This window comes from Actinoplanes awajinensis subsp. mycoplanecinus (genome assembly GCF_001509495.1).
In the GTDB taxonomy this organism is placed as follows: Bacteria; Actinomycetota; Actinomycetes; order Mycobacteriales; family Micromonosporaceae; genus Actinoplanes; species Actinoplanes palleronii.
Genome location: NZ_LLZH01000268.1, coordinates 49,534 through 65,060, shown reverse-complemented (window position 1 = coordinate 65,060; position 15,527 = coordinate 49,534). Strand labels below are relative to the sequence as shown.

The window sequence follows — 15,527 nt, the reverse complement described above, 5'->3', positions numbered from 1 at the left end:
GGTCCGCTGTCCGGCGCGATGCCGCTCGGGGCCGCTGTCCACCCGTTTCGGGTACGCCGTGAGTTTCCATCCGGGTCCCCCTATCGGGTCAGCCAGCCGTGCAGACGCTTCGCCTCCCGGACCAGGCGGGACCCGCCGGAACGGCCGGCCACGGCAGCCAGCTCGGTGATCTCGCCGCGGGCGTGTGACGCGCCGGCCGCGTGGGTGCCCAGTTCCAGCAGATCGGGAAGGTTCCGCGGGGTGTGCGGCGCGCGCAGCAGCGGTGGCAGCGCCGCGCTCAGCACCGCCCACACGGCGCCCGGCGCGCTTCCCGCGGCGTTGGTGAGCGCGGACGTCACCCGCCCGAGTTTCACCGTGCCGTCCGCGCCGAGGTCACCCAGCCGCGCGCCCACCGCGGTCGTGAAGGACGCCGCGCCAGGCCGCGTGCCCAGTGCGGTCGTGAAGGACGCCGCGCCGGGCAGCGCCGCCGTGGTGGACTCGGCGCTGAGCAGCAGGAAAGCGTCGGTGGCCGCGACTCGGTCCGGCTCGTGCCGGGCGCCGAGGCCGTAGGTCACCGCGAGCACCAGGGCCGGCCCGGCCGGTCCGGAGCACTCGGCGAGCAGGGGGAGCAGGGTGGCGTCGCGGCCGTCCGCGTCGGCGAGGGCGGCGAGGGCGGCCAGGTCGGGCAGGGCCCAGGCGGCGATCACCTCGCGGTGCCGGGGGAGGACCGCGGCGAGGATGTCCGGGCGGTACTCGTGGGCGCCGTCGTATCCGGGCCGGGGCCGCCGGACCAGGGTGACCAGCGCGGTCTCCAGGACGAGGCCGGCGTCGTCGTTGCGGCCGGAGTCCAGGACGGCGACGACGCGGCGGGCCACCAGCCGGCCCTCCCGGTCGTGGCTCGCCTGCTCGAACGGGGTGCTCACCGGGTCGGGCAGCCCGCCGGAGCGGAGCCAGGCGGCGAGCTGGCGGCCGCGGGCGGAGCCGAGCCCCGCGGCCCGGTCGAGTACCGCCTCGGTGGCCGGGCCGACGCGGAGCAGGGCCTGCTCGAAGTCGAGCGGCCACGGCTCCCAGCCTCCGGCCTCAGCGCTGGCCATCCGGGTGACCAGGGTCGCCGCGTCGATGCTGCCGTCGACCCGGGTCGGGATGGCGAGCAGGAGTGGCACCGGCCCGGCCGCCCACCGGGCCGCGATCTCGGCGACGCGCAGGGTCAGCACGCCGTCGGGCATGTCGATGAGCGACGGGTCCGTGCTGTCGTGCACGGACTGCCACGCGACCCGGGTCGCGGCAGTGACCTCGGTGGCGCCGGTGGCCGCGCGGATCGCCTCGCCGAGGAAGACCAGGCGTCCCCAGCGGCGCTCGATCAGCTGCCCTGGGTACCGCAGCAGCACCGGGGTGAGCACGGCGGCGAGGCCGTCGGCGGCCGCCAGCGTGATGAGCCCCGCGAGCACCCGCTCCCAGCCGGTCGAGGTCTCGTCGTGGACCAGCGCCACGATCTCCTCCGCCAGCTCGGCGGGCGTGCCGATCGGCGGCGGTGCGGGCGCCGCCCGCGGGGCCACCGCGAGGTCCGGCACCGCCGCCGGGGAGGCGGGCTGCCACCCGGCCGGGGCGAGCGGCGGCCCGGCCGGGGCGAGCGGTGGGCCGCCTCGGACGAGCGGCGGCGCGGCCGGGGTGAACAGTGCCGCGGCCCGGGTGGCGGCCTCGCCGGTGAGGACGGCGGACGCCTCGGCGAGCCGGGCGCGGCCGCCGGGGGTCAGCCGGGTGGACAGCCCGGTGATCCGGGCCAGGGCCATCTCGCGCAGGTCGAGGGACGGGTGATGGAACGCCCCCGCCATGGTCTCCAGCACCTCGTCTACGCGCCCGTCGCCGTCCGGCAGGCGGCGCACCAGCCGCTCCAGCGCCGCCAACTCTGCCGTGACCAGGGTTTTCTCCGGTCGGGTCAGGGCTCCCGCGCCGGCCTCGAGCAGGATGGTCACCTCGAGGCGCCCGGCGTCGTCGAGGACCCGCAGGGCTCGCTGGGCCAGCCCGGCCACCGGGGGTGGCGCTCCGCCGAGCAACCGCGCGTAGTCGGCGGCGTGCCCGGCCAGCTCGTCCACTGTCGGCGCCAGCTCGTCGTGCAGCAGCGCGAACGGCCGCAGCCAGGTCGCCTTACCGCCGCGCAGCAGCCGGTCGACCGTGGCGTCCAGGACGGTCGTGCGTTCCAGCCGCCCGTCCGCGACCAGCTCGGCGATCGCACCGGGGAAGGCCGGGACCCTGGTCCAGCCGGTGCCGTCGAACCACGGTGGGGAGAGCTCGCCGGCCAGCTCGTCGCGCTCGAAGACGTGCGGCAGCAGGAGATCGAGCCACCGGCTGTCCCGGAAGCAGTCGGCGAGGGGAGTCGGCCGCCCGGTCCACCGGCTCTCGTGCACCGCCCGCAGCCAGCCGCGCACGAAGCCCTCGGTGATCGGCGGGACCGCCCCGGTGGTGGCCAGCAGCGTGTCGGCGAAACGCCAGGTGTCGGGCCAGACGTCGCGCCGGGGCAGCCGGTCGGCGAGCCGGACACCCAGGTCGCCGAGCCAGGGCAGGCCGCGGGCGGCGGCGATCTCCAGGAAGCGGTCGGCCGGGATCTCCGGCCAGCGGCGCATCTCGCCGCGCCCGAGCAGTGCCGCGACCCGGGCCGCGGTGGGCAGGCAGGCGATGGCGGCGAGGGCGAGCCCGCCGCCGGGCGAGGAGCCGTGCCACCAGTCGTCCTCGCGCGTCGCCCGGATCCCGGACTCCAGCACGGGCCCGAAGGCCAGTCTCTCGGCCTCGGACGCGTCGAGCAGGAGCCCGGTCAGCGCCGCGCTGTCACGCGCGTACGCCAACCGGGCGACGATCTCCCAGGTCAACTCCGGCACACCGGCAAACTAACCCCGGGGTGTGACAAGAACCGGCCCGGTCCGCACGAGGCGAACCGGGCCAGGGGAACAGCGGGTGGGACTCAGAGGCGCAGCGCCGGCCAGTCCAGCAGGCCGTCGCCCAGGTCGCGGACCGTGGCGAGCAGGCCCAGGCGGGCGGCCCGGATCGCCGGGTCGTCCGCCATCACCAGCACGTCGTCGAAGAACGTGTTGACCGGGCCGACCAGCGGGCCGGTGGCCGTGACGAAGCGGGGCAGGTCGATCAGGGCCGGGTCGAGCGCGGCGCGGACCGTGGTGACCGCGTCGTGCAGGGCCAGCTCGGCGGGCTCCTTCAGGGCGCCTGCGTCGTACGTCGCGGGGGTCCCCTCCGGAACGATCCGCCGCGCCCGCTGGATCGCGGCGGTGACCGAGGCGAAGTCCGCGTCGCCGACGGCCGTCGCGAGCTGGGCGAGCAGCGTGTCGGCCACCGACGGCCGGGCGAAGTGCGGCAGCACGGCCCGCACCCGGTCGACCGGCTGGCCCTCCTCGGTCAGCATCTGCTCGAGACGCTTGGCCAGGAAGTCGCCGGTCGCGGCGAGCACCTCGGCGGAGACCGGCACCGGCTGCGCGGCGGCGGCCAGCGACAGCGCCTCCACCAGCGACAGCGACGCGAACTCCGGCGTGGACCGGTGTACCGCGAGCAGGCCGAGCACCGCCCGGCGCACCGCGAACGGGTCGCTGGACCCGGTCGGCAGCCCGACCGTGGCGGCCAGGCCGGTGACCAGGTCGAGGCGGTCGGCGAGGGAGAGCAGGGCGCCCGGGATGGTCCGGGGCAGCGCGTCGCCGGTGTTGCGCGGCAGCTCGGCCTCGAACACCGCCTCGGCGACCGCCCGGGACTCACCGCCGCGCAGCGCGTAGTCCCGCGCCATCACCCCGGCCAGGCTGGTCATCTCGGTGACCAGCTGCGAGCCCAGGTCGAACTTGACCAGCTCGGCGGCCCGGGTCAGGGCCGGTGAGCCGAGGCCGAGCCGCTCGCCGAGCTGGCCGGCGAGCGTGCCGATCCGGTCGGCGCGGTCGGCCATCGAGCCGAGCTTGTCGGTGAACGTGAGCCGGGTCAGCTTGGCCCGCATGTCGGCCGGCGCGGTGTCCAGGTCGGCGCGGTAGAAGAACCGGGCGTCCTCGTACCGGGCGCGCAGCACCGCCTCGTTGCCGGTGCGGACCAGCTCCACGTCGACCGGGCCGTTCGCCACCGTGACGAACATCGGCAGCAGCTTGCCGTCCTCGTCGCGGACCGGCAGGTAGCGCTGGTGCTTGCGCATCACCGTGGTGAGCACCGCGTCCGGCAGGGTCAGGTAGCCCTCGTCGAACGTGCCGAGCAGCGGCAGCGGCTGCTCCACCAGGTCGGTGATCTGGTCGATCAGCGCGGACTCGCCGGTCACGTCGATCCGGCCGTCCGGGTAGACCAGGTCCTGCGCGCCCACCACGATCAGCTCGCGCCGGTCGTCGTGGTCGGCCACGATGCCGTTGACGCCGAGCGTCTCCACGAACGTCTCGGCCGAGGCGATCTCGACGATCGGCGTGGCCGCGGTGCGCAGCAGCCGGGTCTGGCGACCGGCCGCCAGGGTGGACACGGTGACCGGCACCACGTCGTCGCCCCAGAGCGCGGTCAGCCAGCGCAGCGGCCGGCTGAACGCCAGCTTCGGGTCGTTCCACCGCATGTTCTTCGCCGAGCGCAGACCGCCGACGACCTTCGCCAGGACCGCGGTCAGGACCTGCGGTGCCGCGCCACCGGATTCCTGCTTGTGCAGGACCAGATGGGGTACGCCGTTGAACTCCTCGGTCGCCAGCTCCTCGGGGGTGACCCCGTGACCCCGCGCGAAGCCCTCGATGGCCTTCGCCGGCGCCGACGTCTTGGGCCCGCGCACCGTACGGACGAAATCCTCCTCCCGCGCGGCCACGGCCTGGACCACCGCGATCAGCCGCCGCGGGGTGCCGAACACCCGGATCTCGCCGTGCTCCAGCCGGGTGGCGGCGAGCCCCTCGGTCAGCAGACGCTGCAGCTGCGCGCGGGCGTTGCGCAGCTCGGCCGGCGGCAGCTCCTCGGCGCCGATCTCGAAGAGCAGGGTGCGCGGCCGGTCACCGGTCTGCGCGGCACCCGCCGGACGGGCCGGTTCGAGGTCGGCGACCAGGCCGAGCGGGTGCTCCAGCTCGGCGCGGCGGGCCACCCAGAGCTTGGCGACCTCCCCGGCGAGCCGGCGCATCCGGGCGAACTCGGAGGCCCGCTCGGCGGTGGAGACCGCGCCGCGCGAGTCGAGCACGTTGAACGCCTGCGAGCACTTGAGCACGTAGCTGTGCGCGGGCACCGGCAGCCCGGCGTCGATCATCCGCTGTGCCTCGCCGGCGTAGAGCTCCAGCAGCCGGCGGTTCGCGTCGATGTCGGCGTCGTCGAGGTAGTAGCGGGACATCTCGTACTCGGACTGGCCGAAGACCTCGCCGTAGCTGACGCCCGGCGCGTACTCGATCTCCTTGAAGTGCTGCTTGTCCTGCAGCGCCATGATGATCCGCTCGATCCCGTAGGTGATCTCCACCGAGGGCGGGTCGAGGTTCAGACCACCGGCCTGCTGGAAGTAGGTGAACTGGGTGATCTCGAGGCCGTCGAGCCAGACTTCCCAGCCCAGGCCCCAGGCGCCGAGCGCGGGGGAGGCCCAGTTGTCCTCGACGAAGCGCACGTCGTGCGCGGCCACGTCGATGCCGAGGGCGGCCAGACTGCCGAGGTAGAGCTCCTGCGGGTTGCCCGGGTCGGGCTTCAGGATCACCTGCATCTGGGTGTGTGTCTGCAGCCGGTTCGGGTTCTCGCCGTACCGGGAGTCGTCGGGCCGCACCGAGGGCTCGACGTAGACGACCCGCCACGGCTCGGGACCGAGTACCCGCAAGAATGTGGCCGGGTTCAAGGTGCCGGCGCCGACCTCGGTGTTCATCGGCTGGACGATCAGGCATCCCTGTTCGGTCCAGTACGCCGTCAACCGGGTCAGAGCCTCCTGCATGGTGAGCATGCGCCGAAGTCTAGGGCGCGGCCCCGCTGGGCATGTAAGCGAATATGCTCGCCGGAGATCTTTACGCCTTTCAGGGACTGCTGTCCGAGGACGAGGCCGCGACCGTGCACCGGGTCCGCGACTTCCTGACCGCCGAAGTGGTCCCGATCGCCAACGACCACTGGGCCCGGGCCGAGTTCCCGAGTCACCTGATCAAACGGTTCGCCGGGCTCGGCCTGGCCGGCCACGAACGCTCCTCGTTGCTCAACGGCTGGCTGGCGCTGGAGATGGCGCACGCGGACGCGTCCATGGCCACGTTCTACGGCGTGCACGCCGGCCTCGCGATGGGCAGCATCCAGACCTGCGGCTCGCCGGAGCAGCGCGAACGCTGGCTGCCCGGGATGACCGCGTTCGACCAGATCGGCGCGTTCGCGCTGACCGAGCCGACCGGCGGGTCGGACGTGGCGGCCGGTCTGCGCACCACGGCCCGCCGCGACGGCGACACCTGGGTGCTCGACGGGCAGAAGCGCTGGATCGGCAACGCCACGTTCGCCGACCTGATCGTGGTCTGGGCCCGTGACGTCGCGGACGACCAGGTCAAGGGCTTCGTGGTGCCCGGCGACGCGCCCGGCCTGACCGCCACCAAGATCGAGAACAAGATCGCGCTGCGGATCGTGCAGAACGCCGACATCGAGCTGGTGGACGTCCGGGTGCCGGAGGCCGACCGGCTGCAGAACGCGAACTCGTTCAAGGACACCGCCAAGATCCTGCGGGAGACCCGCAGCGGGGTGGCCTGGCAGGCGGTCGGCGTGATGCTGGCGGCCTACGAGATCGCCCTGGCGTACGCCGGCGAGCGCGAGCAGTTCGGCCGCCCGATCGCGAAGTTCCAGCTGGTCCAGGACCTGCTGGTGCGGATGGTGGGCAATGTGACCGGCGCGCTCGGGATGTGCGTGCGGCTGGCCCAGCTGCAGGACGCCGGCCAGTACCGGGACGAGCATTCGGCACTGGCCAAGGCGTACTGCACCACCCGGATGCGCGAGGTGGTGGGCTGGGCCCGTGAGCTGCTCGCGGGCAACGGCATCGTGCTGGACTACAACATCGGGCGGTTCGTGGCGGATGCGGAGGCGCTCTACTCGTACGAGGGCACCCGTGAGATCAACACGCTGATCGTGGGCCGGGCGATCACCGGCCACGGCGCGTTCGTCTGAGCTCTCACCTCGGCGTTCTACCTGGCGTTCTACTTTGCCAGGTGCACGCCACCGCCGGAGCGCTTGGCCAGGTACATCGAGGCGTCGGCGTCCTTCATCAGGGCGCCGAACTCGATGGCGTGCCGCGGGAACAGGGCGACGCCGATGCTGGCGCCGATCTTGACCTCGCGGCCGTCGATCTCGAACGGCTCACGCAGCCGCTCGCAGATCAGCTCGCCGACCTCGACCGCGGACCGGTCGTCCGGGTTGCCGGTGAGCAGCATCGAGAACTCGTCGCCACCGAGCCGGGAGGCCATGTCCGGCCAGCGGACCAGCGCGTCCAGCCGCATCGCGACCAGTTGCAGCAGCACGTCGCCGGCGTGGTGCCCGATGGTGTCGTTGACCTGCTTGAAGCCGTTCAGGTCGAGCATCAGCAGCGCCATCCGGGTACCGGTGCCCATCGCGATCTCGATCGCCTGCTCGCCCCGGTCCAGCAGGTGCTTACGGTTCGGCAGACCGGTCAGCGAGTCGTGGAACGCCTGCCGGGTGAGCTCCTGCATGTGCATCTGGTTGGCCTGGCGCATCCGGGCGCTGTCCATGATCAGCGCGCCCTCGGCGGCGAGCTGCTGCGCCAGGATGCGGTCCCGGGCGGTCCACTCCCGGGTGCCCGAGGAGTCGCCGCACATCACCATGCCGACCGGCCCGAAACCGGACATCAGCGGCATCGCGATGAACGAGCCCAGCCCCAGCGTCTGCGCCATCCCGCCGAGCCGGGTCTTGGTGGTGGACGCGTTGTTGATCAGCGAGGGTTCGCCGGACTCCACGATGCTGCGCCAGACCGGTGACTCGATCGCGGACTTGCCGACCAGGTTGGTGCGCAGCTGGTCGAGGCGCTCGTCCGGGCAGCCGACGCCGTAGACGTACCGGATCCGCCCGTCGTTGTCGATCAGGTGCAGGCTGGCGTGCTCGGTGCGGAACGCCGTGGCGCACGAGTGGGTCAGCAGCTCGGCCGCCTCCTCCACGCTGCCCGCGGTCATCCCCTTCTCGAACAGCTCCTGGATGGTGGAGCTGGTGTGCGCCACGAACTGCCGGGCCTTCTCCGCGGTCAGACCCTGCAGGGTGGTGGCGAAGTGCAGCGCCACCGTCGAGATGGTGTCCTGGCGCAGCTCGGCCAGGGTGTCGCCGGTGAGCAGCAGCACACCGACGGTCTGGCCGCCGATCCGCAGCCGGATCGCCATCTGCTGACCGCTGATCACCGGCGGGCCACCGGCCGCGGCCCGGAACACCTTGCCGGCAACCATCTGGTCCCGGCGCCCCGGCTCGCCGAACTGGGCGGTGCCGGTCATCAGACCGGTCTCCGAGTCCAGCTCGAAGACGGTCGCCGCGGTCAGCCCGGCGAGTTCCCGCAGGTGCGGTGTCATCAGGTCGAGGACGTGCTGGACCGAAGGGGTGTCCTTGGTCATGAAGCCGACCAGTTCGGCCAGCAGCAGGACCTGCCGGTCCGGCGTCACGCCCGTGTCGCCGGGGGCCTCCACCAGAGGTCCGGCTGTGTGCAATCCGCTGCCCACGCTCATGGTCCCCAAGGTCGGCACTCCGGGCCCGGGGTTGAGCCGTGCCGGCCGAGACCCGGGTCGCAGTTCGGGAGCGGATCCCCGCCGCAGCCCACCCGGACGACTGAAAACGACGTATGCCCTGGTAATCGACTCGCTGGCCGGTTAGCGTCGAGGAGACCCGCGTGCTGAACGAGCCGGAGGGCCAGTGGACGCGTACCGGAAAACCGCCCCGCCCGCCCCGCCCGCCCGGCCCCGCTCCCGGGCGGTGACCGTCGCCGCGATCACCGTCTTCGGCGCGGCCGCACTGACGGCTGCGATCCTGGCCCGGTTCGACCGGGCCGCCCCGCCCACCACGCTCGTCCCGCTGCTCCCGGCCGCCCAGCCGACCGTCGGGTTCGGCCCGAGCCCGGAGTCCTGGCCGCTCGGCACCGGCCCGCAGGCCGAGCTGGAATTCACCCACCGCGACGACCTGGCCGCCCTCGACCTGCTCGGCCAGTACGCCGCCGAACTCGCCGCGCCCCCGGCCGGCCGCACCGACCCGGCCGCGGTCCTCGCCGAGCACCAGCGCCTGCGCCGCGACCTGGCCAGCGACGACCACCAGGTGGTGCTGCTGCGGAGCACCGACCTGAACCATCCGGTGAGCGAGCCGGGCAGCTGGCTGACCGTCGCGCTCGGTGACTTCCCGGACCAGGACGCGGTGACCGGCTGGTGCCACACGATCAGCGCGGCGCACTGTGTCCCCCGTCGCCTCGACCCACCCCGCTGACCCGGTGCACCACGCCCGGTCCGGGATGATCGGGCCATGGCGATCCAGGCGTTGATCTTCGATTTCGACGGGCTGCTGATGGACACCGAGGCCACGCTGCTGGACAGCTGGCAGTGGGAGTGGCGTCAGCACGGGCTGGAACTGGACACGTCCGGCTTCTTCGCCGAGCACGGCGGTGACGTGAGCGAGTCGCGGTACACGGCGCTGGCCCGCGCGGTGGGGTCCGGGTTCGACCGTCCGGCCAGTCACTCGCGGCGGATGGCGTACCGGGAAAAGATCCACACCACCCTCGGTCTGATCGACGGCATCGGTCCCTGGCTCGCCGCCGCGCAGCGGCGCGGGCTGCGGCTCGCGGTCGCCAGCAGCTCACCGGCCACCTGGGTGCGCCCGAACCTGGCCCGGACCGGCGACCTCGACCGCTTCGACGTCCTGGCCTGCGGCGACGAGGTCGACCGGCACAAACCGGACCCGGCGGTGTACCGGCTGGCGCTGTCCCGGCTCGGGGTGACGCCGGAGGAGGCGGTGGCGTTCGAGGACAGCCCGCACGGGGTGGTGGCGGCGCAGGCCGCGGGAATGCGGTGCGTGGCGATCCCGAACGGGTTCACCGCGCGGGATCGTTATGCGCACGCGGATGTGCTGCTGGACAGGGCTGCGGGGGTGTCGCTGGAGGAGGTGCTGGCGCGGCTGCCGGGGGGAGCGTCTGCGGCGGGAGGTTCCGCGGGAGGAGCTTCCGCCGCGGGGGGAGTTGGAAGATCAAGTTCAAGGGCTTGAGGTCGTGCGTTCGCCGGGGTGCGGATCGTCGCTCCCGCCGGGACCCCTGCGGGCTTCGCTGGCCGCTGATCGTCGCTCCCGCCGGGACCCCTGCGGGCTTCGCTGGCCGCTGGCGCGTCCATGACGCGAAGCCCTCCGGGGCGATGTCCGTGGGTGGGCGCGGTCAACCCGCTGGTGGCGCTGTGGCCGGGGGTGAGGGGCGTTTTCCACCGTCCGGCTCTGTCCACAGGCCACCCCCACCCCCAAACGCCTCCCCGTCACACTGTCTGCGGGGGAGCCCCCAGGGAGGGGCGGGCTCTGTGTGTGTGGTTTCGGTCCGTTTTGTGCCTGAAGTCCCCACGTAGCGCCCCCGGCTGGTGCAAACGGCTCCCTCCGGCCCCTGGAAGCAGCCCTCACCACCAGCCGGCCAGCGTTGGCTGGTGCTGAGGGTTGCTTCGCGGTGCTCGAGACAGCTCTCACTACCAGCCGGTCGGCGTTGGCTGGTGCTGAGGGTTGCCTCGCGGTGCTTGAGACAACCCTCAGCACCAGCCGGGGTCGGTGCTCGCGCTTGCGGTCCGGGGGCGGGACTGTGCCGCGCCTGAGATGTACCGATCACGTGGTTCGCCGCCCTGGAGCGGGGCGGTGGAAGTCCGCGCTGCGGGTTCGCGTGCCGCTGCCGCCCTCATAGGGGCGGTGGCAGCCCGCACAACCCCATCGCGCACCGCCACCGCCCCCGGACTCGACCGATCGCGTGCTCCTACCGCCCCGCGGGCGCGGATCGCGTGCTCTTGCCGCCCGTGAGCGGCGATCGCGTGCTCCTGCCGCCCCGCGGGTGCCGATTGCGTGCACTCGCCGCCCTTGCGCCCCGGATCACGCGCCCCGATCGCCCCGCCCCACGCTGCGGGAAACACCCTCCGGCGGCCTGCCGCACCCCGCGTGAACCAGGGGTTGCCCAACTGTTTCCGGATCATTGCGCTGGGAGCGCTCCCATGTAATGCTGTCCGCGTCGGCCAACGATCCCCACCGATGTGTTGGTCGCCGCTCCCATTGGCGTTCATCATTGGCGCCGCCGTACGTCTCGAGGAGTCCTGATGAGACCCATTTCCACCCGGGCCCGCGCCCTCACGGCAGCCGCCGCCGTGAGTGTCGTGGCCGGTGCCGGCGCGGTCGCCGTGACGACCGACGCCAGCGCGGCCGCGGGCTGTCGTGTCGACTACTCGGTGAACCAGTGGAGCACTGGTTTCACCGGCAACGTCACGGTCACCAACCTCGGTGACGCGATCACCGGCGGCTGGAATCTGACCTGGACCTTCGCCGGCAACCAGACGGTCACGCAGGCCTGGAGCGCCACCGTCACCCAGTCCGGCCAGAACGTCACGGCGACGAACCCGTCCTGGGCGTCCTCGCTCGGCACGAACGGCACGGCGAACTTCGGCTTCAACGCGAACTACTCGGGCACCAACGCCACGCCCGCCACATTCAAGCTGAACAACGTCGCCTGCACCGGCAGCGTCCCGACGTCGCCGAGCACATCGCCCAGCACGTCCACGAGCCCCTCGACGAGCCCCTCGACGAGCCCGTCGACCAGCCCGTCCAGCAGCCCGTCGACCAGCCCCTCGACGTCGACGAGCCCGGGCGTCAAGGTCGACAACCCGTACTCGGGCGCGAAGGGTTACATCAACCCGGAGTGGAAGGCCAAGGCCGACGCCGAGACCGGCGGCAGCCGGGTCTCGAACAACCCGACCGCGGTCTGGCTGGACCGGATCGCCGCGATCGCGGGCACCACGGACAGCAGCTCGAACGGCGCGATGGGGGTCCGGGCGCACCTGGACGCGGCTCTCGCCCAGGGCGCCGGCTACATCCAGTTCGTGATCTACAACCTGCCGGGCCGGGACTGCGCCGCGCTCGCCTCCAACGGTGAGCTGGGCCCGAACGACCTGCCGCGCTACAAGGCCGAGTACATCGACCCGATCGCCGCGATCCAGGCCGACGCGAAGTACAAGAGCCTGCGCATCATCAACATCGTCGAGATCGACTCGCTGCCGAACCTCGTCACCAACACCTCCGGCCAGGCCGGCGGCACGGCGATGTGCGACACCATGAAGGCCAACGGCGGGTACGTGCAGGGCATCGGTTACGCCCTGAACAAGCTCGGCGCGCTGAGCAACACCTACAACTACGTCGACGCCGCGCACCACGGCTGGATCGGCTGGGACTCGAACTTCGGCCCGACCGCGGACATCATGCTGCAGGCCGCGCAGGCCTCCGGCAGCGTCAACAACGTCACCGGCTTCATCACCAACACGGCCAACTACTCGGCGCTGCAGGAGCCGTGGGTCCAGCCGACCACCACGGTCGGTGGCACCAGCGTCCGGCAGTCCAAGTGGGTCGACTGGAACCAGTACACCGATGAGCTGACGTTCGCCCAGGCGTTCCGGACGAAGCTGGTCTCGATCGGCTTCAACAGCAACATCGGCATGCTGATCGACACGTCCCGCAACGGCTGGGGCGGCTCGGCCCGGCCGACCAAGGCGAGCACCTCCACGGTCGTGGACACCTACGTCAACGAGTCGCGGATCGACCGCCGCATCCACGCCGGCAACTGGTGCAACCAGTCCGGCGCCGGCCTCGGCGAGCGTCCCAAGGCGGCTCCGGCCGCGGGCATCGACGCGTACGTCTGGGTGAAGCCCCCGGGTGAGTCGGACGGCTCCTCCTCGCTGATCCCGAACGACGAGGGCAAGGGTTTCGACCGGATGTGCGACCCGACCTACACCGGTAACGCCCGCAACGGCAACAGCCTGAGCGGCGCCCTGCCGAACGCCCCGATCTCGGGTGCCTGGTTCTCCGCCCAGTTCCAGCAGCTGATGGCGAACGCCTACCCGGCGCTGTAACCACCTCAGGGAGCCCCCGCGCCGGAAACGGTGCGGGGGCTCCCGCATGCGGCGGGCAATATTGTGAACCTGGTACATGATGAAGTACCGTCACGATATGGGTGACGACGAACGCTATGCCGGCGGCCTCGACCGGATCCTCGAGCTGGTCGTGCTGCTCAATGACGACATGACGAAGAGCCTGGCGGCGCAGGGCCTGAGCGTCTCCCGGATGACGCTGCTCTGGACGCTGCGCAGCCTGGGCCCGAGCCCGCAGCGAGCCCTCGCCGAGGCGCTGCGGGTCACCCCGCGGGCGATCACCGGCCTGGTCGACGGCCTGGTCGCGGGCGGCCTGGTGACCCGGGAGCCGCACCCCGCCGACCGCCGCGCCACGCTGGTCACCTGCACCGAGCGGGGCACCGCGCTGCTCGACGAGATCGCCGGGCAGCAGCGCGAGTTCGGCCGGCAGCTGTTCGCGCACATGCCGGCCGCCCGCTTCGACGCCCTGGTCGCCGGGCTCGACGACGTGCTCGCCACCCTGCACGGCCTGGGCCTGGTCCACCAGCCGGGGGTGACGGAGTGATCGGCCTCGGGAAAAAAGTCGTGCTCTACGAGCTGCGCCTCTGGGCCGCTCTCTTCCGCTGGATCCTTCGCCGGCCGCTGCCGCTCGAGCCCGGCGCCCAGCGGTTCACCTACCACCGCGCGGTCAACCTGATCCTCGGCGCGCTCCTCGGCGTCTCGGTGATCGAGCTGCCGATCCTGCACTTCGTCCTGCCCTGGGAGACGATCCGGATCGCGTCGCTGGCGCTCGGCGTCTACGGCCTGTTCTGGATGGTCGGCCTGCTCGCCACCATGCACGTGCACCAGCACCTGGTCGGCCCGTCCGGCCTGCGGATCCGCAACAGCCTCACCCTCGACCTGCCGATCCCCTGGGACCGGATCGCCGCGATCGAGGTACGCCGCCGGTCGATGCCACCGGGCGGGCAGACCCAGCTGGAGGACGGCGTGCTCTCGTTCGGCATGGCCGGCCAGACCAGCGTCGACGTGCGTCTGACCGAGCCCACCGTGGTCGCGGTCCGCAAGACCCGCGGGCAGCCGGCCACCACGATCCGGTTCCACGCCGACGAGCCGGAGGCGCTGGTCGCCGCGGCCCGCGAGCACCTGAACACCCGGGTCGGTGAGGCGTGAGCGCCGAGGCGTCCTGGCGGATCGGCGCGTGCCGGGTGGTCGCGGCCGCCGGGAGCGTCACCGGTGTGCGCTACGACCGGAACTACGACGTGCTGCACCTGGCCGCGGACCGGCCGCTCGCGATCGTCGCGGACGGGATGGGCGCGGGTGAGGGCAGCGCCGCCGCCGGACGGCTCGCGGTGGAGACGTTCGCGACGCGGTGCGCCGATCCGGCTCCGGCCGCGCTGCGGGGAGTCGTCGCCGAGGTGCATTCCCTCGTACGAGACAAAGCACGAACCCTGAGTGACCTGACCGGATGCACCCTGACCGCCGTGACCGGCGTGGATGGTGACGGCGGTGGCGAAGCCGCCGTCCGGATCGTGCAGCTCGGCGACTCCCGCGCCTACCGCCTGCGCGCCGGCCTGCTGGAGTTGCTCACCGTCGACCACACGGTCGCCTGGCTCGGCCTGGTGCACGGCTGGTACGCCGCCGCCGACCCGCAGGCGCAGGCCGACGGGTACCGGCTGACCCGGTACGCCGGCCACCCGGACCGGCCCGACCCGGACGTGCTCGACGTGCCGCTGCGCCCCGGTGACCGTCTGCTGCTCTGCACCGACGGGGTGTCCGGCCAGCTCGGCTACCAGCAGCTGGCCCGCCTGCTGGGCGAAGGCCGGCCGGCCGCCGCGGTCCGGGCCCTGCTGGACGCGACGCTGGCGGCCGGTGGTCAGGACAACGCGACCGCGATCGTCCTGGCGGTCACGCAGTGACGGGTCACTTCTTGGTGAAGAAGCGGTAGAGCGCGCGGTAGGGGACCGCGACCGGCTGGTCGCCGCCGCAGGAGGTGGCCGGGGCCGCGCCGCCGTGCGTGTCGATGCGCTGGATCCAGGTGACCGGGCCGAACAGGCCGCCGCCCCGGTTGCCGGTGGCCCGGTAGAGCGACAGCGGCAGACTGCCGGGCTCGGTGGCCGGCTCGGTGACCGGGTCGGTGCCCTGGACCATCGAGCCGTCCTGGTCGGAGACCCAGGCCGGGCCGCGGAAGTGCACCGCGGTGACCTTGCGGGCCGGGTTCACCGTCGTCCCGGTCAGGGACGCGGCCGGCTCGAGCGGCTGCCACATGCTGCGCTTGCACTCATAGATCTGCACGCCACGCGCCCGGAGCACGGCGTGCACCGCGTTGCCGGCCGGTGGCTGCAGCGCGGCCGGCACGACCGGCGCACCGGGGGTGCCCACGGCCGGCGCGGCGGACGCCACCCCGGCGGGCAGGGCGGCGGAGATCAGGGCGAGCGCGCTGAACACACCCGCGATCCTGGCGGTACGGGCCACGAAGTCCTCCCGAGGAACGATCACAATAAGGGAACTTTAGTCCCTTTC

At 72.7% G+C, this 15,527-nt stretch carries 11 protein-coding genes; 7 read left to right on the top strand and 4 right to left on the bottom strand.

What is annotated here, in order from left to right; translation table 11 throughout:
- Positions 1 to 80: 80 nt before the first annotated feature.
- The gene (locus ADL15_RS25730) at positions 81 to 2,852 is read right to left on the bottom strand and encodes a hypothetical protein (protein WP_067696332.1); all 2,772 of its coding nucleotides are present in this window, start codon (positions 2,850 to 2,852) and stop codon (positions 81 to 83) included.
- Between the two features lie 83 nt (positions 2,853 to 2,935).
- Positions 2,936 to 5,884, bottom strand: coding sequence for a glycine--tRNA ligase (locus ADL15_RS25725; RefSeq protein ID WP_067696329.1), 2,949 nt, complete (start codon positions 5,882 to 5,884; stop codon positions 2,936 to 2,938).
- 44 nt (positions 5,885 to 5,928) lie between these two features.
- On the opposite strand from ADL15_RS25725, the gene ADL15_RS25720 reads away from it, so the two are divergent.
- Positions 5,929 to 7,071, top strand: a complete 1,143-nt coding sequence (locus ADL15_RS25720) for an acyl-CoA dehydrogenase family protein (protein ID WP_067696327.1) — start codon at positions 5,929 to 5,931, stop codon at positions 7,069 to 7,071.
- Between the two features lie 29 nt (positions 7,072 to 7,100).
- Here ADL15_RS25720 and ADL15_RS25715 read toward each other — a convergent pair whose 3' ends face one another.
- Positions 7,101 to 8,585, bottom strand: coding sequence for a sensor domain-containing diguanylate cyclase (locus tag ADL15_RS25715; RefSeq protein WP_232344331.1), 1,485 nt, complete (start codon positions 8,583 to 8,585; stop codon positions 7,101 to 7,103).
- Between the two features lie 223 nt (positions 8,586 to 8,808).
- Here ADL15_RS25715 and ADL15_RS25710 point away from each other — a divergent pair, with 223 nt between their 5' ends.
- The 6 genes from ADL15_RS25710 to ADL15_RS25685 all read left to right on the top strand — a co-directional run bounded on the left by ADL15_RS25710 (position 8,809) and on the right by ADL15_RS25685 (position 14,923).
- Entirely contained in the window at positions 8,809 to 9,369 is a 561-nt protein-coding gene (locus tag ADL15_RS25710) for a hypothetical protein (RefSeq protein WP_067696321.1), read from the top strand.
- Positions 9,370 to 9,405: 36 nt separating this feature from the next.
- Complete coding sequence (locus tag ADL15_RS25705; protein WP_083971726.1) at positions 9,406 to 10,140, top strand: HAD family hydrolase; 735 nt, start codon at positions 9,406 to 9,408, stop codon at positions 10,138 to 10,140.
- Between the two features lie 1,070 nt (positions 10,141 to 11,210).
- Complete coding sequence (locus ADL15_RS25700; RefSeq protein ID WP_067696319.1) at positions 11,211 to 13,010, top strand: glycoside hydrolase family 6 protein; 1,800 nt, start codon at positions 11,211 to 11,213, stop codon at positions 13,008 to 13,010.
- Between the two features lie 97 nt (positions 13,011 to 13,107).
- The gene (locus ADL15_RS25695; RefSeq protein WP_067696316.1) at positions 13,108 to 13,572 is read left to right on the top strand and encodes a MarR family winged helix-turn-helix transcriptional regulator; all 465 of its coding nucleotides are present in this window, start codon (positions 13,108 to 13,110) and stop codon (positions 13,570 to 13,572) included.
- Positions 13,569 to 14,177 carry a hypothetical protein gene (locus tag ADL15_RS25690; protein ID WP_067696313.1) on the top strand — a complete coding sequence of 203 codons (609 nt, stop codon included), beginning with the start codon at positions 13,569 to 13,571 and terminating at the stop codon, positions 14,175 to 14,177. Before ADL15_RS25695 ends, ADL15_RS25690 begins: the two co-directional genes overlap by 4 nt.
- On the top strand, positions 14,174 to 14,923 hold the full coding sequence (locus tag ADL15_RS25685; RefSeq protein ID WP_067696310.1) for a PP2C family protein-serine/threonine phosphatase: 750 nt from the start codon (positions 14,174 to 14,176) through the stop codon (positions 14,921 to 14,923). Before ADL15_RS25690 ends, ADL15_RS25685 begins: the two co-directional genes overlap by 4 nt.
- A gap of 4 nt (positions 14,924 to 14,927) precedes the next feature.
- On the opposite strand, the gene ADL15_RS25680 is transcribed toward ADL15_RS25685, so the two are convergent.
- Positions 14,928 to 15,503 carry a DUF3455 domain-containing protein gene (locus ADL15_RS25680; protein ID WP_198171009.1) on the bottom strand — a complete coding sequence of 192 codons (576 nt, stop codon included), beginning with the start codon at positions 15,501 to 15,503 and terminating at the stop codon, positions 14,928 to 14,930.
- Positions 15,504 to 15,527 lie beyond the last annotated feature (24 nt).

Coding starts and splice junctions, on each gene's coding strand:
- ADL15_RS25725 (WP_067696329.1), bottom strand. CDS start 5,884: ATGCTCACCATGCAGGAGGCTCTGACCCGGTTGACGGCGTACTGGACC.
- ADL15_RS25720 (WP_067696327.1), top strand. CDS start 5,929: ATGCTCGCCGGAGATCTTTACGCCTTTCAGGGACTGCTGTCCGAGGAC.
- ADL15_RS25705 (WP_083971726.1), top strand. CDS start 9,406: ATGGCGATCCAGGCGTTGATCTTCGATTTCGACGGGCTGCTGATGGAC.
- ADL15_RS25700 (WP_067696319.1), top strand. CDS start 11,211: ATGAGACCCATTTCCACCCGGGCCCGCGCCCTCACGGCAGCCGCCGCC.
- ADL15_RS25695 (WP_067696316.1), top strand. CDS start 13,108: ATGGGTGACGACGAACGCTATGCCGGCGGCCTCGACCGGATCCTCGAG.